This window comes from Brevibacillus sp. DP1.3A, assembly GCF_013284245.2.
Lineage (GTDB): Bacteria > Bacillota > Bacilli > Brevibacillales > Brevibacillaceae > Brevibacillus.
Genome location: NZ_CP085876.1, coordinates 2,607,378 through 2,628,167 on the forward strand (window position 1 = coordinate 2,607,378; position 20,790 = coordinate 2,628,167).

A 20,790-nucleotide genomic window follows, 5' to 3' on the forward strand; every position below is an offset into this window, starting at 1 on the left:
AGGATATCAGAAAAAGTTCGAAGGAGGAAGAGCGATACATAGGAAGGACAAGTCGGCGTATCCAGGCCTGAAAGAATGCAAGCAGGTAACTGATTAAATGACAGAAAAGTACAACGATTGCATGCAAGGAGGATTATGGTACATACCAGACCTTTTGAATATGAGCAAGACGAAGCATTTATTTGGGAATTGTACTGTTCTACGAGAACCGAAGAAATGGCTCTTTGGGGTTGGAGTGAGTCGGACAAGCTTGCTTTTTTACAGTCGCAGTTTATCATGCAACAGAAATCTTACCAAATGCAGTTTCCCGCTCAGAAGCATCAAATCATTCTCCGATCCGAGCAGCCTATCGGTCGGATGATCACGGATGCGAGCGGAGATGCTTTGCATCTTGTAGATATTTCCTTGCTGCCTGCTTATCGGGGACAGGGTGTTGGTTCTATCATGATTGGCGATTTGCAAAAAGATGCTCAAGCCTTCCAATTACCAATTCGTTTAAGCGTTTTACAAGGGAATCCCGCCTTTCGATTATATGAACGATTTCAATTCATTGTGACAGACTCAACAGGGCTGTATAGCCAAATGGAATGGCAGCCAGTTCTGCAAAAATGACCTATCTGTTCGTTCGACAACGGAAATAACCACTTTACATAAGGGGGAAGCAACATGGCAGAGCCATTTCTTGGAGAAATCAGGATGTTTGGGGGAGATTATGCTCCACAAGGATGGGCATTATGCGAAGGACAAATCATATCTATTTCTGAAAACGACACATTGTTTAGTTTGATTGGAACCACATACGGCGGGGATGGACAAACGACTTTTGCGTTGCCTGATTTACGGGGACGTATCCCGCTTAATCAAGGGAAAAATCCGGGTACAGGAACTACCTACGTGATGGGTGAAAAAAATGGTGTAGAATCCGTCACCTTAACCGTCCCACAATTGCCCGCGCATACGCATACGGTCCATGCATCATCGCAGTCAGGAACGCAGAACAGCCCTGCCAATGCTGTATGGGCAAAGAATGCGCAGCAATATTCAGCGAATGCACCTGATGGATTAATGAACGCGTCCAGCTTGAGCAGTGTAGGTGGGAATCACCCACACAGTAACCTGATGCCGTTTACGGTTATTAATTTCATCATCGCCCTGTACGGGATCTATCCTTCACAACAGTAACATCCAAATCGAACAGGAGGATTTTACATGGAACCATTTCTTGGAGAAATTCGCTTTTTTCCATTTGCATTTGCGCCAAAGGGTTGGGCCTTGTGTAATGGTGCGGTGCTGTCTATCAACGGAAACCAGGCACTGTTTTCCTTGTTAGGTGTTTCTTATGGGGGGAACGGGACCACGACGTTTGCTTTACCAGATTTAAGAGGCCGCGTCCCCGTTCATCAAAACAGACTTGCCGATCGTCCAATTGTAACGCTCGGTATGTCAGCCGGCGAAGAAACCCATGTATTAACGACGAACGAAATACCCGCCCATACCCATACGGCAACTGGCTCAAATGCAACTGCCAATGACAAAGTATGCGCTGGGAACTACTGGGCACAAGCTTCCGCCGCAACCTATGGGACAACCCCGGATACGACGATGAGCGAGAGTGCGTTGCAAACGATAGGGAATAGTGCACCTCATACAAATATGCAGCCGTATTTGGTAGGGAATTTTTGTATCGCGATTCAAGGGGTTTACCCGTCAAGAAACTAGAGGAGGTACTATCATATGGACCCGTATATTGGAGAAATTCGTATCTTCAGTGGCAACTTCCCACCGAGGGATTGGGCTTTTTGTGATGGACAATTGATCTCGATCCCTTCCAATCCTGTATTGTATGCGGTATTGGGAACGAAGTATGGTGGAGATGGCAAAACGACATTCGCGCTTCCCAATTTAAGAGGCTCAGCACCCATGAACCAGGGGGAAGGACCTGCCTTGACACCGCGTGTGGCAGGTGAAACAGGTGGTGATGTCAACATCACTCTGCTGCAAAACGATATTCCGGCGCATACTCATGTTCCGAATGCGTGCGCAACTCCTACAGAGGATACGCCAACAGGGGCCAAATGGTCTTCCACCGTTGGCCGGGGATCTGTCATTCCTTATTCCAACACGAGTGATGGGACACAGCTTAGCCCGCAAGCAATCGGCACCACTGGCGGGACTCAACCACATAATAATATGCAACCTTATCTTGGACTCTCGTTCATCATTTGTGTGAGTGGCGGAAATTTTCCGCCGAGAGGATAGGAACTGTATCTTGGACGCCCGATGCTGTGTAGCAGGAGGCGTCTTTTTCGAATGACGGTCACAGCCCTTCTTCCATCTTTTCCTACTTTTCGTATTCTTCTTGCGAGACGTATGCATTATAATGGATATGTCCGTGATACTAAACGATCGCTTGAAGCAGAACGATCGCAGAGGATGAAGCAGATGACGAAGATAGAAATACTGAAAAGCATGTTGACGAGCGATCAACGCAACGCACCAGTATGGCTGTTATTAGGATTAGAGCATGCTGAGCAGGGGGATCGTACGGAGGCTTTACAGGCGTTTACGCAGGCCCTTGCCTATGGAAATGAAGCGATGAAGGAAAAAATTGTGATCGAGCTCAACAAGCTGCAAAAGGAATCCCCATATTCGCGGACGTTAAAAGGGATCCATCAAAAGGATTCCTCTACATATACGATGTTTTCACCTAAGATACGCGTCATCGAAGGGGGCAAAGGGAAGACCACCGCAAACTCGGTTCAACTCGTTGAGAGAACTGAGGGTTTTGGAATGGTCGGCGGGCTTGGACGAGTAAAAGAGGCAATCTTTCAAAGACTCCTACATCCTATTTCGCAACGGTTGCCTCAAAAGAGAAGTACCATTTTACTTTACGGACCATCGGGGTGCGGAAAATCTTTGCTAGCAAAAGCAACTGCAGAAGAATGTCAGGCTCATTTTTTTTCCATGGCGATCACAGGCGGTCGAAGCATGTATACGTCGTCGAACAGGCAGTTCAACATCCATGACTTACTGGCAACAGTCCCTGCCAATAAACCGTTTCTGTTCTTTTTAGATGAACTAGACGCTTCCAGCCATTATGACGAGAATGCGAACTCCTATAACAGACAGGGGATCGATTCCAAATGGCTTCAGCAGATAGCGGAGGCAGGAGAGTACGACGAACGATTCGTCCTGATGGGCGCAACCAACGTTCCATGGGAATTGGAGCCTTCCATGCTCCGAGCGGCTGGTTTTGATCACTGGATTTTTGTTGGACCGCCAGATCGGCAAGCAAGGGAGGATATTTTTCGCTTAAAACTGGAGGGCCGTCCTTCTGAGATGCTCGATTATGGGCAATTAGCAGGATGGACAGAGTTTTATTCGGGGGCAGACATCGAGTATGTAGTGGAGCTCGCAACGGAGCAGGTATGGCATGATATCGTTACAAAAGGGGTCGATCGCCCGATTCAAATGAGCGATCTACGAGAGGCTATTGCAGCTACCTATCCAACAACCATTGAGTGGTTGAGGACTTTGAAAGAGCATTTGAAACAAGTGGATTACAACGGAATTTATGATGAAGTGTGGGACTACCTGTCTCTTCATAGTAGAATCTGATATCAACAAACGAAAAGACTGTCGGCTCACTAACAAGCTGCGGTCTTTTTTTGGGTACAAATGTTAGAATATTGACTCAATATAGTCTTTTTTGTACGCTGAGTATAGGTATAAACAGTTGCTGGAAGGTGGAGGATACGCGATGAAAATAATAGATATATCCCGTCCGCTCATGGCAGGTATGCCGACCTGGCCAGGGGACACTCCCTTTCACTATGTCATAAACTGGCCCAAAGCGGAGAGTGGCTCAGTCAATGTCGGTAAAATAACGATGAGTGTACATACGGGTACACATGTGGATGCTCCATTCCATTTCGATGATGATGGTCGAAAAATGGCGGCATTGCCCTTGGACCTGTACATTGGAGTGGCAAGAGTGGTAGAGCTTACTGGACGTTCCAGCATTGGCCCAGAAGATTTTGCCCACGTTGATCTGGAGGGGGTGGAACGCTTGCTGCTCAAAACATTATCATGGAGCGACCCCAATCTGTTTCCGTCAACCATCTGTCATCTGCGAGCAGATTTGCCAGCGTTCCTCGCCCAAAAAGGCATTCGGCTGATCGGAGTGGATGTCCCATCTGTCGATCCGTTGGACAGCAAGGAACTGGCTGCTCATCATGGGCTTCACCAGCATGATATTCATATTTTGGAGGGGCTCCTGCTCGATCATGTGGAACCGGGTGATTACGAACTGATCGCACTGCCGCTGCTTTTGATGGAGGCAGATGGAAGTCCGGTACGTGCAATTTTGCGTCGGTCGTAAGGCTGCATATTGATAAAGCAGTGATTTTCTCGAATAATAACAGTGTAACTACAAAAACCATCATCACGGTGTACGTATGAAGGGAATGAAAAAGTAGATGGAAGCGATGACCTTTGTCCTATTTGGCGCGACAGGAGATTTAGCCAAACGCAAAATTTTCCCTGCGCTCTTTAATTTATATGTAGATCAAAAGTTGCCTGCTGCCTTTTCGATTATCGGTGTGGGGAGAAGGGCCTGGTCTGATGACGAATTTCAGGAATCGGTTCGCCAGTCTGTCCATGAGTTTTCTCGTCGCGCCCAGATTGATTCCCACGAGCTAGACGCTTTCTTGTCTGCTTGTCGCTATGCGGAAGTAGATGTCATGGAACCACGTGCTTATGTAACGTTACATGATCTGGTCCTGCAAAGAGAGCAAGAGCTGCAAATCCCGCAAAACCGGATGTTTTACTTGTCAGTAGCCCCGCAATTTTTCGAGGGAATTGCAACCAATATCAACTCCAGCGGACTGGGTTCAACGACAGGCTGGAAGCGTCTGATCATTGAAAAGCCATTTGGACATGATTTGCAATCCGCTGAAGAATTGAATGAAAAGCTGGGGAAAGCATTTTTGGAAGAAGAAATATATCGCATTGACCATTACTTGGGAAAACCAATGGTCCAAAATCTCGGGGCTCTCGAATTTGCGAACCCAGTCTTCCAAGCTCTCTGGAACAATCAGTACATCGCCAACGTGCAAATTACGGCGAATGAAACGGTCGGCGTTGAGGATCGGGCTGGATATTACGAACCTGCCGGGGCACTGCGCGACATGCTCCAAAATCACATGCTGCAAATGCTCATGATCATCGCCATGCAGCTTCCGAAGCGAATTACGTCCGCCCATATCCGCGAAGAAAAGCGCAAGGTGATGGCAGCCGTGCGTCCGATGAAGAAAGAAGAAGTTCGCACCCACGTTATTCGCGGTCAGTATAGCGCGGGACATATTCAAGGAACGCCTATGGCTGGCTACAGGGACGAGCCTGGTGTCGATCCCGTTTCGATGACAGAAACGTATATTGCCACGCGCGTCTGGATTGATGCCCCGTTTTGGCAAGGGGTACCATTTTATATTCGCACGGGAAAAAGACTGCAAGAGAAATCAACCAGGATCGTTATTGAGTTCAAAAATCCGCACGAAAAGCTATATCAGGAGCAAAATGAAACGACATCGCCTAATTTGTTGATCATCAACGTGAATCCGAACGAAGGTATTGCCTTGCAGGTAAATAGTAAGAATCCGACAAATAGCGGTAAGATTGAGCCGGTGACGGTAGATTTCAGTGCAGGGACAAAAGACGTGCCAGAAGCGTACGAGCTGCTTTTGTTCGATGCACTCCGAGGGGATTCCACTTACTTTGCGCATTGGGATGAGGTCCGGCTGTCGTGGGAGTGGGTGACACCGATATTGGAAGCCTTCGGTGAAAATTTGGTGCCACTCTTTACGTACGAAGCTGGCTCATTCGGACCGAAGGCCGCAGAGCAATTACTTGCTGCGGACGGATTCGTGTGGTGGCTGGATAAGTTCGAAGAACCAGTGCCAGTTACTGCAACGAGATAGACAAAAAGAAAAGGGAGCGAATGAGATGCGATTTGGCGTAATCGGAACGAACTGGATCACCGAGGAATTTATCCAGGCTGGTCAAGAAGTAGAAGGATTTTCTCTTCAGGCTGTTTATTCACGTACCATCGAACGCGCCAAGGAATTCGCTGACAAGTACCATGCTCCATTTGCCTATAACAGCCTAGAAGAAATGGCTACAAGCAAAAATATTGACGCGGTCTATATTGCGAGCCCCAACTCCTGCCACGCGGAGCAAGCGATCCAGTGCATGGACGCGGGGCTACACGTATTATGTGAAAAGCCACTGGCTTCCAATGCGATTGAGGTAGAAGAAATGATCGAGGCAGCGAAAAGAAATGACGTGCTGCTCATGGAGGCCGTCAAATCTACACTATTGCCCAATTTTTTTGCGATACAAGACAACCTGCACAAGCTGGGAAAAGTACGACGCTTTATTGCTAGTAATTGCCAATATTCTTCGCGCTATGACGCGTATCGCGAAGGGAAGGTTTTACGTGCTTTTGATCCTTCTTTTTCAAACGGAGCCTTGATGGACATCGGTATCTATTGTCTTTATCCGTTACTCATCCTTTTTGGCAGACCAGACGACATCAAAGCAGAAGGAATTGTGCTTGATTCTGGAGTGGACGGAGAGGGCAGTATGCTTTTGAAGTATCGAGAGATGGATGCAATCATTAGTTTCTCGAAAATTACGACCTCCTATCAACCAGCAGAAATTCAAGGGGAGGACGCTACGATGGTGATCGATCGAATCAACCATCTCAAAGAAGTGGACATTCGTTACAGGGACGGACGAATCGAGCAAGTGACAAGGCCACAAACCCCGAAGACCATGCATTATGAAATAAGAGAATTCCTAGACTTGGCGAAGAGCGGGGCCAGACAATCTGCAACGAATTCGCATGAAGTATCCAAAATGGCCATGCAGGTCATGGATGAAGCGAGAAGACAGATGGGGATTGTTTTTCCAGCGGATCGTAAAAAACAGTAGGCAAAGGGGAGGGCGTTTGGGATGAAAATGTATGATGTAACTGCCACCGTGTACGAAGGAATGACGGTGTATAAAAACAAGCCGGAAAAGCAGCCGAAAATACGAACCGCTACGAATGGCTATGTAACTGAATCGAGAATCGACATGGACCTTCACTCTGGTACCCATGTAGATGCTCCCCTGCACATGGTGAATGCTGGCGATACATTTGAGAGTATTTCCTTGGAGAAGCTAGTGGGCAATTGCAAGGTTCTCGATCTCACAGCGGTAGAAGACAGGATCACTCGCTCCGACTTGGAGAGTTTCGATCTTGTGCGAGGAGATTTTGTCCTGTTTAAAACGAAAAACTCTTTTGAAGAGGCGTTCTCTTTTGAATTCGTTTTTCTGTCTGAAGAAGGAGCAGAATATTTAAGTGAGCTGGGTGTGCGGGGTATTGGTACCGATGCACTTGGAATCGAACGCGCCCAGGAAGGACACCCCACACATAAAAAGCTGTTTGCAGCGGGAGTCATTGTCGTGGAAGGCTTGCGGCTAGCAGAGGTCCCGCCAGGCGAGTATTTTCTGGTAGCTGCACCACTCAAGCTGATCGGCACGGATGCAGCCCCGGCAAGGGTCCTATTGTTTGAAGGCTTACATAGCGAATAATGGTGAGCGTCACCCGCCTGTGAAGATCAGGCGGGTTCGTTCGTATTGGGATGCATGGGGGTATAATTTGTCTAACCAAAATGAATGACGAGGAGTGGGAAATACATGCTCAGACGACCAGATCGCGATGAATACGTTGCTTATTTTGACTATTATATTGGGCTTGTACCTGAGGGGGAGCTGCAAACGATCCTCACACAACAAGGCGAGAGGCAAGTCGCATTATTTTCGTCACTTGCGCCCGAGCAAATGGATTATCGATATGCACCAGGAAAATGGACGGTAAAAGAGGTTTTGGGTCATCTCGTCGATACAGAACGCATCATGAGCTATCGCTTGCTGAGAATCGCGAGAGGAGATCAGACACCCCTCGTTGGTTTTGATGAGAATGCTTTTGTCGAACACGGGTGTTATCAGCTAAGAGACCTCTCAGATTTACTGGAAGAGTATAAGGCTGTTCGGGCTTCCACCATCGCACAGGTCCGCGGAATCTCTCCGGAAGCGTGGTTGCGTACAGGAATTGCCAACGGAAACAAGCTATCTGCAAGGACGTTGGCTTATGTGATTGCAGGACATGAAGCTCACCACACTACCATTTTAAAGGCTCGGTATTTGGGGTAGGTCAGAGCCTCTCCTCGTTTGTCGGCAACAGCTGGACGAATATTTTTCCGGCAAGAGACAGTCCTTTTCTGTTCCCCTGTGGATGAAAGGGAGAGGCTTTCAGAAACAGTCTTGCACACATTGACCACCTATAGGAGCAAACGGAAGTTTAACAGGCTATTCGGGTGGCTTGTGGCGAAAGGAATGGTTACTGACCCACGAGCAATGTTCGCAAAATAAGGGGAAATAAGGTAAAATCTGAGGGTGGTAGTAATAAATGACAATTTCATAGGTGGAAACAGGTTCCTTAGGGCGTAACCAATTCGCCACAAGGATAATAGGGAAGCTCGGTGCAAATCCGACACGGTCCCGCCACTGTAAGAGGGGAGTCAGCGTCCAACAAGCCACTGGTCTATCAAAATAGACGGGGAAGGCGACGCTAGACGATGAACCCATAGTCAGGAGACCTGCCTGTTTCGACAACACTGATAGACCTACGGGAGATAGGGAGGTGTTAGAGATGGCTTGCGAAAAACAGCGAGTGGACAAGTACGTCCCTCCTTTTCTGGCATTTTCTAACGATCGTCACGGTCGAGTGGAAAATGCTCTTTTTATTTTGGGCAGGATAAAAGAAGAGGAGGGTGTGCGATGATGCAACTTTTTATTTGCCAATGGTGCGGATATGTCGAGGAAAAAGAGCTGCCTGAGGAATGCCAGGAGGGCGTGTTTCATTGCACTTGCTGTAGTATGGAAGAGGTAGAAAGCCTGTTCACCCACAACTGAGAAAACCTGGCCAATTCAGATTGCAATCAGAAAAGAAAGAATTTTGTTGACGCTTGCCTTGGAATTTCTTAGAATAAAGCTCAACAGCATAAATGGTTCTTATCCAGAGAGGTGGAGGGTCTGGCCCGATGAAGCCCGGCAACCGTTGCATAATGCGACAAGGTGCCAATTCCTGCGAGACGTTTCGTCTCGAAAGATAAGAAGCGGGTTACTCCATTAGTAGATGAACCTTCTTCTTAGCGAAGAAGGTTTTTTTCAATTTCATATTTTCTTTATCCAGAGAGGTGGAGGGACTGGCCCGATGAAGCCCGGCAACCGTCACGCATATTTTGTGACAAGGTGCCAATTCCTGCAGGACATATACGTCCTGGGAGATAAGGAGGGGGAGCATTATTAGCTGCTAACAAGCCTTCTTCTTATCGAAGATGGCTTTTCTTTTTATCTAAAATTCGGGGTATGGGGTGGTCAGGATGAGTGCAGAAGTGGTACGCGTGGGATTATTGGGATTGGGAACAGTGGGTGGAGGCGTAATCAAAACGATCCGTTCGCAGCAGGAGAAGCTGGCTTCTCGTCTGGGTAAACGAATTGAGATCGTCAAGGCATTGGTGCGTGACTCGGAAAAAGAGCGGGCGGTTCATATCGACCCGGCTTTACTGACAACAGACTTTGAGGATGTATTGAGCAGTAATGTGGATATAGTGGTGGAGGTCATGGGTGGTGTAGAACCTACCTATGACTACGTCCGTGCTTTGATCGAAAAGGGCTGCCATGTGGTAACTGCCAACAAAGAGCTCCTGGCGAAAAAAGGAACGGAGCTAGTCGATTTGGCAAATCAACATCAAGTGCATCTTGCCTATGAAGCGAGTGTGGCAGGGGGCATCCCGATCTTGAGCGTGCTCCGGCAGTTCCTACGCACGAACGATATTCAAGGCGTTCGCGGTATTCTTAACGGAACAACGAACTTCATTTTGACGAAAATGGAGGCAGAGCAGCTCTCCTACCAGGAGGTTCTCAAGCAAGCGCAGGAGCTGGGCTATGCGGAAGCAGACCCTCGTTCGGATGTGGAAGGCTTTGATGCTATGTACAAGTTGTATATCTTGGCACAGCTTGTGTACGGAGAATCGCTGCCCTTAGCAGATGTTGTTCGCAAAGGAATTGCAGATTTGTCAGCAGGTCACATTCGGATTGCGAGCGAGCTCGGGTACCGGATCAAGCTGATCGCGCAGGCCTATCAAGCTGAGAAAGGAATTCGCCTATCTGTTGAACCAACCATGCTTCCGCTGAGCCATCCGTTGGCGCAAATCCACGACGCGTTTAATGCTGTCCAGCTATCCGGCAACATCGTAGGAGACTTGTTGTTTACAGGAAGAGGGGCAGGAGAGCTCCCCACAGCAAGTGCAGTCGTGGAGGATTTGGCCTATTTATTGACACAACCATTCACACCGCATCCTACTTGGAAAGAAAAAACGGCTGACAAAGCTGGAGTCACGGTGGACTCGGTAGAACACGTCCTATGTTATCTTGAGGGCTCGTGTCATACTGCTACGCCAGATCGTGTCTTGCATTTCCTTCAGCAGGCAGGAGTCAACGTGCATAAACTAAAAGTCCAATTCGACTTGGGAGGCGTCTTGCGCGCAGGTTTGATCGTGACAGGAATCAGCGAAGAGCACGAGTCCCTATTGAAAAATGATTTTGGCTTAGAAGTGCGCTGCTTCCCTATTATCGAATCTGCGTAAGTAAGAGGAATCATAAGAAGAAAAGCCGTATTTCTAGTTACCTGGAAACACGGCTTCTTTTGTCAGGAGGCAGTCTCCACCGCTTTTGCACGAGGTTGAATACGCCCTTCACTTTGTATGTCGACACTCTCTGAAATGGATTCAATGCGTTTTAGCAGGGCAGCGCCGTTGCTTTCATTCATGGGTACAGCTTGTCCCAATTCTGCGTGAAACGGAAGCATCGTCAGCTCACAATCGCCGCTTTTCGTACAGTTTGCTTGCAGAACCATCGTTTCCCAGGTCTTGGGTTCGTTTGATCGTGTGAAAATGAAATTGCCGAGACTGTACGCAATCCATTTGTCGTTGTATCGTTCAAAACCTTGAAGTACGTGGGGATGACCGCCGACAATCAAATCTGCACCAGCATCGATGTAGGCACGAGACAACTCTTTTTGATGATCGACAGGATAATCAGCGCGTTCTTTGCCCCAGTGTGCAATCACCACGACGAGATCCGCTTGGTTTTTCGCTTCTTGGATCGCTTTTACTGCTAGTGAAGGATCGTAGGAAGCGGCCATACCTGGCTGGGAATGCCCTGCATACCAGCTCGTTTCGGGAATGACCCTGCTGAAGCCGAGAATCGCGATTTTGATGCCGTTCTTTTCTATGAATACAGGTGAATAGGCATGGCTGGCATCCTTACCTGCGCCGACGTATTCAATCCGGTTTTCGTCTAAAGCGTCAAAGGTATCCAGCAATCCCGGCACTCCTTGATCCATCGAGTGATTATTGGCGAGATTCACCACATCAATCCCAGCGTTTTTCATGGCAGGAACAGCAAGTGGCGACGACTTGTAGACATAGGCCTTGTTCTGTGCAGCAACACCAGTTTCGGTGATCGGCGTCTCCAAATTGGCAATTGTGATATCATCTTGCAAAAAGAGCGAGCTTACATGCTTGTATGGGTAGTCATAGCTGTTTGCGAGTAAGGTTTTCTCTACATTACCTGACATCATGATGTCACCGACAAAGGTGAGCTGCACAGAAGTCTTTTGGTTCACGGTATTGTCAGGAGCAGGCTGCGTGTTCGGGTTGGCATGTTCTCCATCCATAGCAGTTTGGAATAGGTAGTAGGTTCCGACGACGAAGATGGCCAACACGCTAAATAGGAGCGTGTTCTTTCCAACGCGTGCCCATTTTCTGCGTGAGTGCTTGCGCCGAACTTTTACCCGGCTTGATCTGGTCTCGTTCATTTTTCCCCCTTGTCATTCTATCCTTACATAAATGAATTTTGATATCCTATAAGTAATACGAAAAGAGGCGAAAAAAGGTGCGATTAACTTTTGATCATTTGGTTCATTTTGTACAGCGAACTCCTCAGGAAGCATCGGAACAATTTTGCCAAGCGGGTTTTCATGCGGTAGCTGGAGGGCGTCATGCGTCTTGGGGGACATGGAATAGCCTTAGTTATTTCGGGCTTTTTTATGTTGAATTTTTGGCGGTTGAACACGAGGAGCTTGCTCGACAATCAGATAATCCGCTCGTACGTCAATGTATCGAGGATGAAGCAAAGGGAGAAGGATTTGGTCAGATTGCGCTTCGGACCAAAGAGATGGATGCGTGGGCAGAGCGCCTGCGAAGCCAAGGTTTGCAGGTTACTGGACCTGTTGCGGGATGTCGTACGCGTGATGATGGCACGACGCTTCGGTGGCGGATGTTATTCCTCGAAGATACAGATAGTGCTCTTCTACCGCCATTTCTCATTGAATGGTCGCAAACAGATGAGGAAAGAATAGAAGATTTGACGAATCGTGGCATCATTGGCGCACATCCGAACGGTGCAGCCCATCTCCAGTCAGTAGGCTATGCAGTAAAAGATCTGGAAGAAGCAACAGCACGTTGGCAAAGTTGGTTTGGATGGAAGAAGAGCGAAAAATTCCACGATAAAGAACTGGGGGCCATCTGCCAAGCATTTGAACTTCCGGGTGGAAATGTAGTGCTTTGCCAACCGACTGAGGAGGGATTGGCGCAGACTGCATGGAAAAATCGCGGGCAAAGACCGTTTTTTGTGAGGCTGGCAGGAGCAAGCCAAAATAGCGAGTATAAGATTGGTGGAGGATCTTACTTTCTAGCTACTTAGGTGTCCCCATCTGACACACATACAAGGGGTGGTACCAACGAAGTTGACACCACCCGTAATGTAGATAGTTTAATCATCTACGAATACTATTCATTTTTGTTTTCAGCATTTCTGTTCGTCTCTCGTAAAAGTACATTTGGAACAAGACGAATATATAATAGCTCCCCAATAAGTTCTACAATTGTTTGGGTTACGATTACAGCAGACACTACCCCGTTTAGAGGTTCAGGTAGCGCCAGTGCAAAAGGAAGAACGACAAGAGAATTACGGGTTCCTGCACTAAAGATGAGAGCCCGCCCTGCACCGGTATCTAAACGGAATAGACGAGAAACGATACGTGCAATAATCGGTGTAATGGCCATATATGCTACATAGACGGGAATCACTTGGCTAATAAAATGAAAAGAGGTATATAGTTTAGAGATTTGGGATGCAACAACAATAAAGAGGGTTAGTGCCATAAAAGGCACAGGAAGCCATGCTGTAGCCTCAAGAAAACGTTCTCCGTATGGTTGGCGTCTTGACCACCATTGAGTAAGTAGAGCAAGTACCAGTGGAACAACAATAAGACCTAAAAACGCTTCGAGAAACGGTCCGACACTTACAATTTCTGCCGATGTCTTGCCCATAAAAAGCCATAGATAAATAGGCAATAAAAGCATTTGGGTGACAAAGAGTATAGGGGTTGAAACCAAAACAAGCTTTTCGTTCCCTCTCCCAAGATGTGTAAAGACGATAACATAGTCAATGCAGGGGGTAAGCAAAACAAGGAGTACACCTAATAGAATTGCTGGATCGGTTGGAAGAAGCTGAGTTAACCCCCAAACAAGGATAGGTACAGCTATGTAATTCGTAACAAGTAGCGCATAAATGAACTTTCGATTCGAGAGCGCCTCTTTTAAACGAAAAAACGGTATTTGAGCAAACATTCCATACATTAAGATGGCAAGTATGAACGAAATCATGCTATCTAAGCTCGCACTGGATTCTGGCCACAACAAACCTGTTCCAGCGGCAATAATTAGTACGAAAGCATAGAGCCATACTTGATTCTTTTCTAATTGTTCTCTTGAAATCACTTCTTGCACTTCCCCTTCCTAACACGAACCCGTATTTTCTATCTTCTCCAAGCATTCCGACCATGTAAGACATTTACAGCTTAGCCCTCTGCCCTTGACTTAAAGGTAACTTTAAGTTTTATGGTTAATTATATCTCGTTACGAAAGGGGAAGACAGTATTGAGTAAAGAGAATCGAAGAAGCGAAGGCATTCTTACGAACTGACTTTCAAGAGAAAATGAATATGATAGCTCAGGAAGAGGGCGAAGCATTCAAACAAAAAACCATCTCGTAATCGGAGAGGGTTTTTTGTTTTTTTTATGTCGTAGTTCCTCGATCACTGGATGCCAACCGTTTTCTTACCCAGAGGATTCCTGTGATGGTGGAATGCCCAATCTGAAACGGAATGAAAATTAGAATTTGTAAAAATGGTGAAATTTGGATGAAAAAACGCAAAAATGAAGATAAAATACAAGACAGAAGAGAAAGTGGAGGTGATAGGGATGCTCATAGTGAGTATCTTATTAAACATAGTTCTAATTGTTCTGTTAGTCTTTATCTACAAAAAAAGTGAAGAAACCGAGTCAAACCTAGGATGGAAAGTTTTTGGATATTTTTGTTTAGGGGCATTTGCTTTTAAGGTAGACGAGATCCCCTTACCTTTAGGTTTTTTGTTATTTCTTTTGATTTTCCGTCCAAAGACGAATGTTAAAACAAAAAAACGTTCCGCTTATCTCGGTTTAGTATGTTTCCTCATCCTGCATTTGATTTTGCCAGCAGTGGAGAGGGATCTGTTTGAACGTCCACGAGATGTAGTTGCTGCCAGCGACAATATGTTTCAAATCAATTTCACGAACGATTGGATGACGATACGAGATCAACTCAAAATCGAAGAGCATGCACGGCTGGTATATTTTAAGGCGTATTATCAAAAAAATGGTCAGATAGATGATTTGTACTATTATGTAGCCAGCGTTTCAGGAAAGGACTCTGTTTATTATGATATCCATTTTTCTGCTGACACAAATCGATATACAATTCGCGCTGAGAAAATTGGTATTGAAGGATTAGAATATGTGGAATTTGTACAAGCTTCGAGATTTTTTGAAGTTTTGGATGAGGTTCAGGTCCGAAACCTTTCTTTGGAACAGCCATTTGTAGGGTATACCCTCAGATTCGATGGAGAACGGATAAAGGATAATGACGAATATCAGCAAAAATATATGATCTTGGGGAAAGAAATCAAAACCATTACCAAGGATCAACTTCCGACAGAAGGGTATCCCATCAATATTTGCGGGAAAGAGAAGCCTTACGAATTACCGACTGGGTCTGGAGTATCATACAGATGTGAAGCGAATGCAGATTTCTTTTTTGCTGACTGAATTATGAAAGAAACCACCTCACTATGGAGGTGGTTTTTTACTAGGTACCAAACGTTTTTTTAGTTAAATTCCGGTACATCACCAGCATCGCGATACGCCAAGGTACGAGCATACCGAATGCGAGCAAGAAGAACAGTCCACCCGTTTGAATCGGTGTAAAGCTATCATTGATCAGCAGTTTAATAATCAACCGGATGACCAACAGACCGGACAAAATGAAGAAAAACGCACGGGACCGTTTCAAATACACATCTTGCCCAATGATTTCGAAGCGTGACGTCATAATCAACGGAATCGAAAAGATAAGCCCAACCACAAAGGCTGCAATATCAAACTTGGGCGGTAATTGCGCCTCCGGGAATAAGAACATCGCAAACCCTGTCGCCATAAAGAAGGGTGGCAAAATAATGCTTTTTGCAGAAGCCGGCTTTTTTTGCCGACGCATTCTCACAAAGATCACTGCAATGGCCATCACGAGAGGCAGCAAAATTCCCAAAATGGGAGAGGAAAGTATCTGCATGGAAAAACGCCTCCATAATTGTTCAACATACTTTCACTAGTGTACACCAAAGCATGGTCTGTGGGAAAGCGTTTGTCATGGTACATTACATTCCGATACTAGGCAGCTGCTTCATCGTGGGAGCGTACATCCAGCTTATGCTTTTTACTGTAGAAGAAAGTCAATAAGCCAAAGAGCACTGTCACCGAGCCGATGAAGAGGAGGTAGCCGCTAATGCCGAGAAGGTCCAGCCCAACTCCTGTAATCGCGAGAGCCAACAAGAAGAATCCACGATCCAGCATGCTTTTGAAAGAAAAGAATCGCCCTTGCTGGTGTGGAGGTAGGCGCTTCTGGAAAATCGTTGCGGTGACCGGGAAGAAGAAAGCAACGACAAAGCCGAACATGGAGAAGGAAGCGAGCACCATGAATTTGTTATCGGCGAATGACATGCCAAACTGGGACAGCGCGAAGAAAAAGAGCATGATGGTGGACGCTGCCACGAGGTTTCTGCGGCCGATCCAACGTTTTGCCAAGAGCCCCCCAATCAAAATGCTGATTCCTTCTGCTGCATAGATCCATCCCATGAGCTGAGGTTCCTGTTGTAGCTCGCTAAAGTTCAAGATCATCAGGTTCAGACCACCAAGGAACAAGGTAATCAGCCCGTTATTAATCAATCCGACAAACAAGGCCGGGTCCTGTCGCGAGATCGTCAGCACTTCGCGAAACTCCACTTTTTCCTGAATCTTCCGTGAAGTGACTGGAGGAATGCGGAGAAAGAGTGTGACGACAGCGAGTACAGCGTACGCGATGATGGAGCACACATACAGCATGGACAGGTCCATGGAGGCAACGAGTATACCGCCGATGGCTGTTCCTCCAATACGCGAGAGGGTAGAGATATTCAAATATGCGCTGTTCGCCTTGAGTAACTCGTCCTGGGAAAGGATGGCTGGCAAGGAAGCCTGCACGGTTGGAAAATAAAACGCAGCAGAGCATTGCATCACGATCAAAGATACGATCATCCACAGAAGAGAATCGTTTGCAAGAGCGGGGAACATGAAGACTGGGCTGAGTGTTCGGACCAGGCTGGCAAACAGCATGATCTTGCCTTTGTCGTACATGTCAATCACCACACCCGCTTTAGGGGCGAGGAGAATGCTGACCACCAATCCACACATCAGAATCAAGCCCTTCACCGTATCAGAAGGAACGAGTTTCTGCATGAATGCAAGATTGGCAATAATCGAAATCCACATGCCCGCTCCCGCGACGATCTCTCCGCTCATTAAAAGCAGAAAGGTACGATTACGCCATAACATGAGAGCCACTCCAAACATTCGTTAGATAGGTAAAAATTTGAACCGATCCATTCATTTGATAAAAAGCGATTTCTCAAGTATAGCATTCATGCAAACGCTTGTATATTTATTGTCTTTGTGGGTATTCTTCGTGTTCATAACGGACAAACTAACGCAATACTGCGGCCATTACGCCCAAAAGGAGTTATTCGTAAATGGCGCGAAAACGGACGTTGCTACTGTTGATCGTGTATGGATTTGCTGCGACACTCACGATCTTTTACGGACTGGTGGAAAAGCATAGCGTGATTGTCACGTTCTTTTCTTTTCATGTGCTCGTTTGCATCTGTATCCCCGTCATTCACGGATGGTGGGAAGGAGATTTGCGAAAGCACTGGCGTTTAGCGTGGGGAAGTTTTGAATGGCAGGGTACTTTATACGGACTGGCATTTGGAGTTCTTATGTTGACAGGAGTGCTGGCTGGGCTTTGGTTGCTCCTGCAGGAACCGGGAAGACCTGAAGCTGTTCGAACAGGTATGGAAACATGGGGGATTGAACGCCGCTGGATTTTGGTTTTTTCCTTCTACCTCGTTTTCATTAACTCGCTGCTGGAAGAGTTGTTCTGGCGAGGATTCGTATTGCAGCGGTTGCGTGCATCCTTATCCATCTTGATGTCCATTTTTCTTTCCAGCTTTTTTTATTCCTTGTATCACCTGATTATCTCTACGATCCTATTTGGTTTTCGAAACGGCTTGCTCATTACGTCGATGGTTTTTGGTGCAGGGCTGATTTGGGGATGGATGAAAGGGATGTTTCCTTCGATTTATCCAAACTGGTTTAGTCATTTGTTCGCGGATTTGGGTCTCGCACTAGCTGTGGTTCTCTGGATTTATTGACCGGATTGGAGGGCGAAACTGATGCTGGCGATTCATGAAGAAACGAGACTTCGCAAGCGATTACTCAGTATACTTCGGCAAAACAGTGAAGCATTTCAACTCTACTATGACACATATGGTTATACCCCGGTTGAGTCGTTGCTGGACTATCTTCATACGCTGAAAGGGTGCGCATACATAACCAGGCAAGATCTTCATCAAGTTGTGGAATTCGATCCGGAGCGGAGTATCGAATGGGACGGTGGAGCACTCATTCGAGTTACCTACGGCTTTTTGCCCTCGATTGCAAAAAGCAGGCTCATCGAGAGCGCACCACCTGATGTTCTTTATTACGGAACACATCGAAAGTTAGTGAAACAAGTACTCACTGGCGGCCTGTTGCCGATTGCCAGTGAGTATGTGCAGCTTGCGGATAGACCGGAGCATATTGGAGAGCCAACAGACACATTGCGCCTCGTCACTGTGAATGCAAAGGAGGCCCATGAAGCCGGCATTTGCTTTTACCGAGTGGGAGAACACTATTGTTTGAGCGATGCTGTCCCGGCCGGTTATTTGCAGCTGTACGCAGATTAGTTCGACTCGTTGTTTCGACGTGCTTCGCGCCTTTGTAGCTGGTGCTGGCGTTCTGCTAAAACGTCGCTTCGATCTCTCAGGGTATGCTTATTCAGCAAGTAGGCGTCTTGCATATCACTATCCCGATGTTCAGGGTGATTTTGCGTCGTACAAGCCTTTTGATACGCCTGTTTCAAAGTATCGGACATGGGCAAGGACAGGCTTCGATAGGGCTGACCAGTTTGCATTTCCGTCAGGCGCTCTTCAAGCAGGCTCGCCAGACTGTCACTATCCAACCCGAGCATTTGGATGTCAAGATGATGCCTTTTGACAAGGGATATGGCGCTTGTGAGCATTTTGATTGCACCTGACTGATTCCCGCGTCTCTGGTGATAAAGAGCGACGGAGATTTGAATCAAACCAACCCACACTGGCTCTCGCTCATGTGGAGGAGCGCTTTTCCAATACTCCTCGAGAATTTCATGACACTCAAAATAATCGCGTTCTACATGAAACTGGATCAAATAATCCAGATACGGTTGCGGATACATGGTGATCTTCACCTCACTGCTTGGTTTTCAATCGTTCGTTTATGTACTATTATAAAGCATAGAGAGTAGAAAATGAGGTGTAAAACCATTTATGACAAGAGATGAACTCGTAGCCGTATTGGAAAAAAAGCGAATGACCGAAATCATAGAACTGATCGAGGATGCTGAACAGGGAGAACTGGAAGAGCTCGAGCTCGTGGAAAGCCTGGGATTGCTCATGGATCAGGAGTTGAACAAAGAAGTCCTTTCGTTATTGGAGAGCTTGGGAGTCACCATTATTTACTTGAGCGGTGATGAAGAAGACGAAGAGGAAGAAGAAGACAACGAAGACGACGACAATTAGTAAAAAAGAGAACCAACCTTGTGCATGGTGCCAGGTTGGTTTTTGCATTCCTTACTTTTGCGTCCATACGCGATTTTTATTTCGTGTAGCGGGGAACTTTTCCCCTCTGGAAAGCTCGATGATCATCGGGTCCTGCACACTTGCGCCGGATTCACCAATCTCCATGTATACGGCATTTTTCGGAGACTTTTCTCCTTCACGAAAACGACTGTGTTCTCCCACGAAGGCACCTTCTTCCTAAGGAATTGTCATCTGAATTAGTATGACCCGGTACACTGGCTTCATGCTTTCCCTTCTATTGACGATCGATTTTGAATTCCTATACGATCATTTTCATTACTTTTTGGAGAGGTGAATACATGCTATCTTTGACCTTGAAAAAGGAATCCAATATATCTTATCACGAGCAATTATACCAACAAATTTCATCCTCGATTCGAAGCGGTGAGCTTCCTTCCCAAGAGCAGCTGCCAACGGTTAGGGAGTTGGCGGCACAACTGAAAGTCAATTACAACACCGTTCGCAGCGTGTATTTGCGTCTCCAGCAAGAAGGACTGGTTGATTGTCGGCAAGGGAGGGGAACGATTGTAAGCAATAGCGCAAGTGACGCGCTCTTGACACGTAATCCGATCTATCTTGCTTTACTCGCCAAAGAAACCATTCATAAAGTAAAAGCAATAGGCTATACCATGGATGAATTCTCGCGCGTCCTTTCCTGTTTGTTACAAGAAATCAATCAGTTTCCGGTTCTTTTTTTGCGGTTCACAGAGCTGGAGGTCACTGAATATATGCGTTTGGTGCAGTACCATCTTCCGAGTGTGATGGTCGAAGGGAGAACCATCGAGGATTTTTCCCAGCAGGTAGAATGCGATGCGAATTTTTTACAGCAGTACAAAGCCATCGTTATCCCTCCTTGTGTTAACCTGAAACTTCCGAAGGATGCTCCTCCTATCGTTAGCCTTGATTTTATCCCGGACCCGACGACTGTAATCCCTGCCATGGAGGCCTACCCACGAAATACGAAAGTCGGATTGATCTGTGCGACCATACGAGGTGGTGCGGGGATGATCAATGATCTCTACAACGCAGGCATTACGCATTTGGATATTCGGACAATAGAAGCGAACCATGCCGAAGTGTTTGATTTGATTACATCTTGTGATGTCGTGTATATTTCCAAGCCTGGCTATATGGTGAAGCCTCATTTGCTGACGTTGCCAAAAGTAAAGGAATTTCAAGAAATTCCTGACCACCACGGTATTAATGAGCTGCGCAAGCTCGTCACCCATTAAGTTAGATGCATGAGTATGCTCTCATGTACCGGAGTTACCT

At 46.6% G+C, this 20,790-nt stretch carries 24 protein-coding genes and 3 riboswitches; of the genes, 18 read left to right on the top strand and 6 right to left on the bottom strand.

The features are described 5' to 3' along the window. The first annotated feature begins 135 nt into the window (after positions 1 to 135). From HP399_RS12000 to HP399_RS12055, 12 genes are all read left to right on the top strand, one after another. Positions 136 to 612, top strand: a complete 477-nt coding sequence (locus tag HP399_RS12000) for a GNAT family N-acetyltransferase (protein ID WP_173617268.1) — start codon at positions 136 to 138, stop codon at positions 610 to 612. A gap of 54 nt (positions 613 to 666) precedes the next feature. Beyond that, on the top strand, positions 667 to 1,182 hold the full coding sequence (locus HP399_RS12005) for a phage tail protein (protein WP_173617269.1): 516 nt from the start codon (positions 667 to 669) through the stop codon (positions 1,180 to 1,182). A gap of 27 nt (positions 1,183 to 1,209) precedes the next feature. Continuing rightward, positions 1,210 to 1,719 carry a phage tail protein gene (locus HP399_RS12010; RefSeq protein WP_173617270.1) on the top strand — a complete coding sequence of 170 codons (510 nt, stop codon included), beginning with the start codon at positions 1,210 to 1,212 and terminating at the stop codon, positions 1,717 to 1,719. Between the two features lie 15 nt (positions 1,720 to 1,734). Next, positions 1,735 to 2,259, top strand: a complete 525-nt coding sequence (locus tag HP399_RS12015; RefSeq protein WP_173617271.1) for a phage tail protein — start codon at positions 1,735 to 1,737, stop codon at positions 2,257 to 2,259. A 183-nt stretch (positions 2,260 to 2,442) separates the two neighbouring features. Further along, positions 2,443 to 3,618 (top strand): AAA family ATPase, encoded by a 1,176-nt coding sequence (locus HP399_RS12020; RefSeq protein WP_173617272.1) that lies wholly within the window; start codon positions 2,443 to 2,445, stop codon positions 3,616 to 3,618. Positions 3,619 to 3,760: 142 nt separating this feature from the next. Beyond that, positions 3,761 to 4,381, top strand: coding sequence for an arylformamidase (gene kynB, locus HP399_RS12025; RefSeq protein WP_173617273.1), 621 nt, complete (start codon positions 3,761 to 3,763; stop codon positions 4,379 to 4,381). 97 nt (positions 4,382 to 4,478) lie between these two features. Continuing rightward, positions 4,479 to 5,978, top strand: a complete 1,500-nt coding sequence (zwf, locus tag HP399_RS12030; RefSeq protein ID WP_173617274.1) for a glucose-6-phosphate dehydrogenase — start codon at positions 4,479 to 4,481, stop codon at positions 5,976 to 5,978. Between the two features lie 25 nt (positions 5,979 to 6,003). Beyond that, the gene (locus HP399_RS12035) at positions 6,004 to 6,993 is read left to right on the top strand and encodes a Gfo/Idh/MocA family protein (RefSeq protein WP_173617275.1); all 990 of its coding nucleotides are present in this window, start codon (positions 6,004 to 6,006) and stop codon (positions 6,991 to 6,993) included. A 21-nt stretch (positions 6,994 to 7,014) separates the two neighbouring features. Then, on the top strand, positions 7,015 to 7,638 hold the full coding sequence (locus tag HP399_RS12040; RefSeq protein ID WP_173617276.1) for a cyclase family protein: 624 nt from the start codon (positions 7,015 to 7,017) through the stop codon (positions 7,636 to 7,638). 105 nt (positions 7,639 to 7,743) lie between these two features. After that, on the top strand, positions 7,744 to 8,259 hold the full coding sequence (locus HP399_RS12045) for a DinB family protein (RefSeq protein WP_173617277.1): 516 nt from the start codon (positions 7,744 to 7,746) through the stop codon (positions 8,257 to 8,259). A 262-nt stretch (positions 8,260 to 8,521) separates the two neighbouring features. Then, positions 8,522 to 8,728: riboswitch (cobalamin riboswitch) on the top strand. Positions 8,729 to 8,886: 158 nt separating this feature from the next. Next, positions 8,887 to 9,021 carry a hypothetical protein gene (locus tag HP399_RS30985; RefSeq protein WP_255654063.1) on the top strand — a complete coding sequence of 45 codons (135 nt, stop codon included), beginning with the start codon at positions 8,887 to 8,889 and terminating at the stop codon, positions 9,019 to 9,021. Positions 9,022 to 9,117: 96 nt separating this feature from the next. Next, positions 9,118 to 9,224: riboswitch (SAM riboswitch) on the top strand. Positions 9,225 to 9,290: 66 nt separating this feature from the next. Continuing rightward, positions 9,291 to 9,402, top strand: a riboswitch (SAM riboswitch). A gap of 89 nt (positions 9,403 to 9,491) precedes the next feature. Further along, positions 9,492 to 10,757: a homoserine dehydrogenase gene (locus tag HP399_RS12055; protein ID WP_173617278.1), complete on the top strand. Its 1,266-nt coding sequence runs from the start codon at positions 9,492 to 9,494 to the stop codon at positions 10,755 to 10,757. 62 nt (positions 10,758 to 10,819) lie between these two features. On the opposite strand, the gene HP399_RS12060 is transcribed toward HP399_RS12055, so the two are convergent. Further along, positions 10,820 to 11,989, bottom strand: a complete 1,170-nt coding sequence (locus HP399_RS12060) for a CapA family protein (protein ID WP_173617279.1) — start codon at positions 11,987 to 11,989, stop codon at positions 10,820 to 10,822. 77 nt (positions 11,990 to 12,066) lie between these two features. Here HP399_RS12060 and HP399_RS12065 point away from each other — a divergent pair, with 77 nt between their 5' ends. Then, on the top strand, positions 12,067 to 12,876 hold the full coding sequence (locus HP399_RS12065) for a VOC family protein (RefSeq protein WP_173617280.1): 810 nt from the start codon (positions 12,067 to 12,069) through the stop codon (positions 12,874 to 12,876). Between the two features lie 86 nt (positions 12,877 to 12,962). Here HP399_RS12065 and HP399_RS12070 read toward each other — a convergent pair whose 3' ends face one another. Beyond that, positions 12,963 to 13,955, bottom strand: coding sequence for an arsenic resistance protein (locus HP399_RS12070; RefSeq protein ID WP_173617511.1), 993 nt, complete (start codon positions 13,953 to 13,955; stop codon positions 12,963 to 12,965). Between the two features lie 482 nt (positions 13,956 to 14,437). Here HP399_RS12070 and HP399_RS12075 point away from each other — a divergent pair, with 482 nt between their 5' ends. Continuing rightward, positions 14,438 to 15,319, top strand: a complete 882-nt coding sequence (locus tag HP399_RS12075) for a hypothetical protein (RefSeq protein WP_173617281.1) — start codon at positions 14,438 to 14,440, stop codon at positions 15,317 to 15,319. Positions 15,320 to 15,359: 40 nt separating this feature from the next. On the opposite strand, the gene HP399_RS12080 is transcribed toward HP399_RS12075, so the two are convergent. Further along, entirely contained in the window at positions 15,360 to 15,839 is a 480-nt protein-coding gene (locus tag HP399_RS12080) for a CcdC family protein (protein WP_173617282.1), read from the bottom strand. 98 nt (positions 15,840 to 15,937) lie between these two features. Further along, positions 15,938 to 17,137, bottom strand: coding sequence for an MFS transporter (locus HP399_RS12085; RefSeq protein WP_173617283.1), 1,200 nt, complete (start codon positions 17,135 to 17,137; stop codon positions 15,938 to 15,940). 194 nt (positions 17,138 to 17,331) lie between these two features. Here HP399_RS12085 and HP399_RS12090 point away from each other — a divergent pair, with 194 nt between their 5' ends. After that, positions 17,332 to 18,012 carry a CPBP family intramembrane glutamic endopeptidase gene (locus HP399_RS12090; RefSeq protein ID WP_173617284.1) on the top strand — a complete coding sequence of 227 codons (681 nt, stop codon included), beginning with the start codon at positions 17,332 to 17,334 and terminating at the stop codon, positions 18,010 to 18,012. 21 nt (positions 18,013 to 18,033) lie between these two features. After that, positions 18,034 to 18,585 carry an RNA 2'-phosphotransferase gene (locus HP399_RS12095; protein ID WP_173617285.1) on the top strand — a complete coding sequence of 184 codons (552 nt, stop codon included), beginning with the start codon at positions 18,034 to 18,036 and terminating at the stop codon, positions 18,583 to 18,585. Here the strand turns inward: HP399_RS12095 and HP399_RS12100 are convergent. Beyond that, positions 18,582 to 19,115, bottom strand: coding sequence for a DUF309 domain-containing protein (locus tag HP399_RS12100; protein ID WP_173617286.1), 534 nt, complete (start codon positions 19,113 to 19,115; stop codon positions 18,582 to 18,584). The genes HP399_RS12095 and HP399_RS12100 overlap by 4 nt on opposite strands. A gap of 91 nt (positions 19,116 to 19,206) precedes the next feature. On the opposite strand from HP399_RS12100, the gene HP399_RS12105 reads away from it, so the two are divergent. Beyond that, positions 19,207 to 19,458 carry a hypothetical protein gene (locus HP399_RS12105; RefSeq protein WP_173617287.1) on the top strand — a complete coding sequence of 84 codons (252 nt, stop codon included), beginning with the start codon at positions 19,207 to 19,209 and terminating at the stop codon, positions 19,456 to 19,458. A gap of 51 nt (positions 19,459 to 19,509) precedes the next feature. Here the strand turns inward: HP399_RS12105 and HP399_RS12110 are convergent, their stop codons facing one another. Further along, positions 19,510 to 19,680: a YjzC family protein gene (locus HP399_RS12110; protein WP_007728413.1), complete on the bottom strand. Its 171-nt coding sequence runs from the start codon at positions 19,678 to 19,680 to the stop codon at positions 19,510 to 19,512. 137 nt (positions 19,681 to 19,817) lie between these two features. On the opposite strand from HP399_RS12110, the gene HP399_RS12115 reads away from it, so the two are divergent. Beyond that, complete coding sequence (locus HP399_RS12115; protein ID WP_173617288.1) at positions 19,818 to 20,750, top strand: GntR family transcriptional regulator; 933 nt, start codon at positions 19,818 to 19,820, stop codon at positions 20,748 to 20,750. Positions 20,751 to 20,790 lie beyond the last annotated feature (40 nt).

What these genes read in the sequence shown, in the direction of transcription:
- HP399_RS12000 (WP_173617268.1), top strand. Translation starts at nt 136, where the DNA reads ATGGTACATACCAGACCTTTTGAATATGAGCAAGACGAAGCATTTATT.
- HP399_RS12005 (WP_173617269.1), top strand. Translation starts at nt 667, where the DNA reads ATGGCAGAGCCATTTCTTGGAGAAATCAGGATGTTTGGGGGAGATTAT.
- HP399_RS12010 (WP_173617270.1), top strand. Translation starts at nt 1,210, where the DNA reads ATGGAACCATTTCTTGGAGAAATTCGCTTTTTTCCATTTGCATTTGCG.
- HP399_RS12015 (WP_173617271.1), top strand. Translation starts at nt 1,735, where the DNA reads ATGGACCCGTATATTGGAGAAATTCGTATCTTCAGTGGCAACTTCCCA.
- HP399_RS12020 (WP_173617272.1), top strand. Translation starts at nt 2,443, where the DNA reads ATGACGAAGATAGAAATACTGAAAAGCATGTTGACGAGCGATCAACGC.
- kynB (WP_173617273.1), top strand. Translation starts at nt 3,761, where the DNA reads ATGAAAATAATAGATATATCCCGTCCGCTCATGGCAGGTATGCCGACC.
- zwf (WP_173617274.1), top strand. Translation starts at nt 4,479, where the DNA reads ATGGAAGCGATGACCTTTGTCCTATTTGGCGCGACAGGAGATTTAGCC.
- HP399_RS12035 (WP_173617275.1), top strand. Translation starts at nt 6,004, where the DNA reads ATGCGATTTGGCGTAATCGGAACGAACTGGATCACCGAGGAATTTATC.
- HP399_RS12040 (WP_173617276.1), top strand. Translation starts at nt 7,015, where the DNA reads ATGAAAATGTATGATGTAACTGCCACCGTGTACGAAGGAATGACGGTG.
- HP399_RS12045 (WP_173617277.1), top strand. Translation starts at nt 7,744, where the DNA reads ATGCTCAGACGACCAGATCGCGATGAATACGTTGCTTATTTTGACTAT.
- HP399_RS30985 (WP_255654063.1), top strand. Translation starts at nt 8,887, where the DNA reads ATGATGCAACTTTTTATTTGCCAATGGTGCGGATATGTCGAGGAAAAA.
- HP399_RS12055 (WP_173617278.1), top strand. Translation starts at nt 9,492, where the DNA reads ATGAGTGCAGAAGTGGTACGCGTGGGATTATTGGGATTGGGAACAGTG.
- HP399_RS12060 (WP_173617279.1), bottom strand. Translation starts at nt 11,989, where the DNA reads ATGAACGAGACCAGATCAAGCCGGGTAAAAGTTCGGCGCAAGCACTCA.
- HP399_RS12075 (WP_173617281.1), top strand. Translation starts at nt 14,438, where the DNA reads ATGCTCATAGTGAGTATCTTATTAAACATAGTTCTAATTGTTCTGTTA.
- HP399_RS12080 (WP_173617282.1), bottom strand. Translation starts at nt 15,839, where the DNA reads ATGCAGATACTTTCCTCTCCCATTTTGGGAATTTTGCTGCCTCTCGTG.
- HP399_RS12085 (WP_173617283.1), bottom strand. Translation starts at nt 17,137, where the DNA reads ATGTTATGGCGTAATCGTACCTTTCTGCTTTTAATGAGCGGAGAGATC.
- HP399_RS12090 (WP_173617284.1), top strand. Translation starts at nt 17,332, where the DNA reads ATGGCGCGAAAACGGACGTTGCTACTGTTGATCGTGTATGGATTTGCT.
- HP399_RS12095 (WP_173617285.1), top strand. Translation starts at nt 18,034, where the DNA reads ATGCTGGCGATTCATGAAGAAACGAGACTTCGCAAGCGATTACTCAGT.
- HP399_RS12100 (WP_173617286.1), bottom strand. Translation starts at nt 19,115, where the DNA reads ATGTATCCGCAACCGTATCTGGATTATTTGATCCAGTTTCATGTAGAA.
- HP399_RS12105 (WP_173617287.1), top strand. Translation starts at nt 19,207, where the DNA reads ATGACAAGAGATGAACTCGTAGCCGTATTGGAAAAAAAGCGAATGACC.
- HP399_RS12115 (WP_173617288.1), top strand. Translation starts at nt 19,818, where the DNA reads ATGCTATCTTTGACCTTGAAAAAGGAATCCAATATATCTTATCACGAG.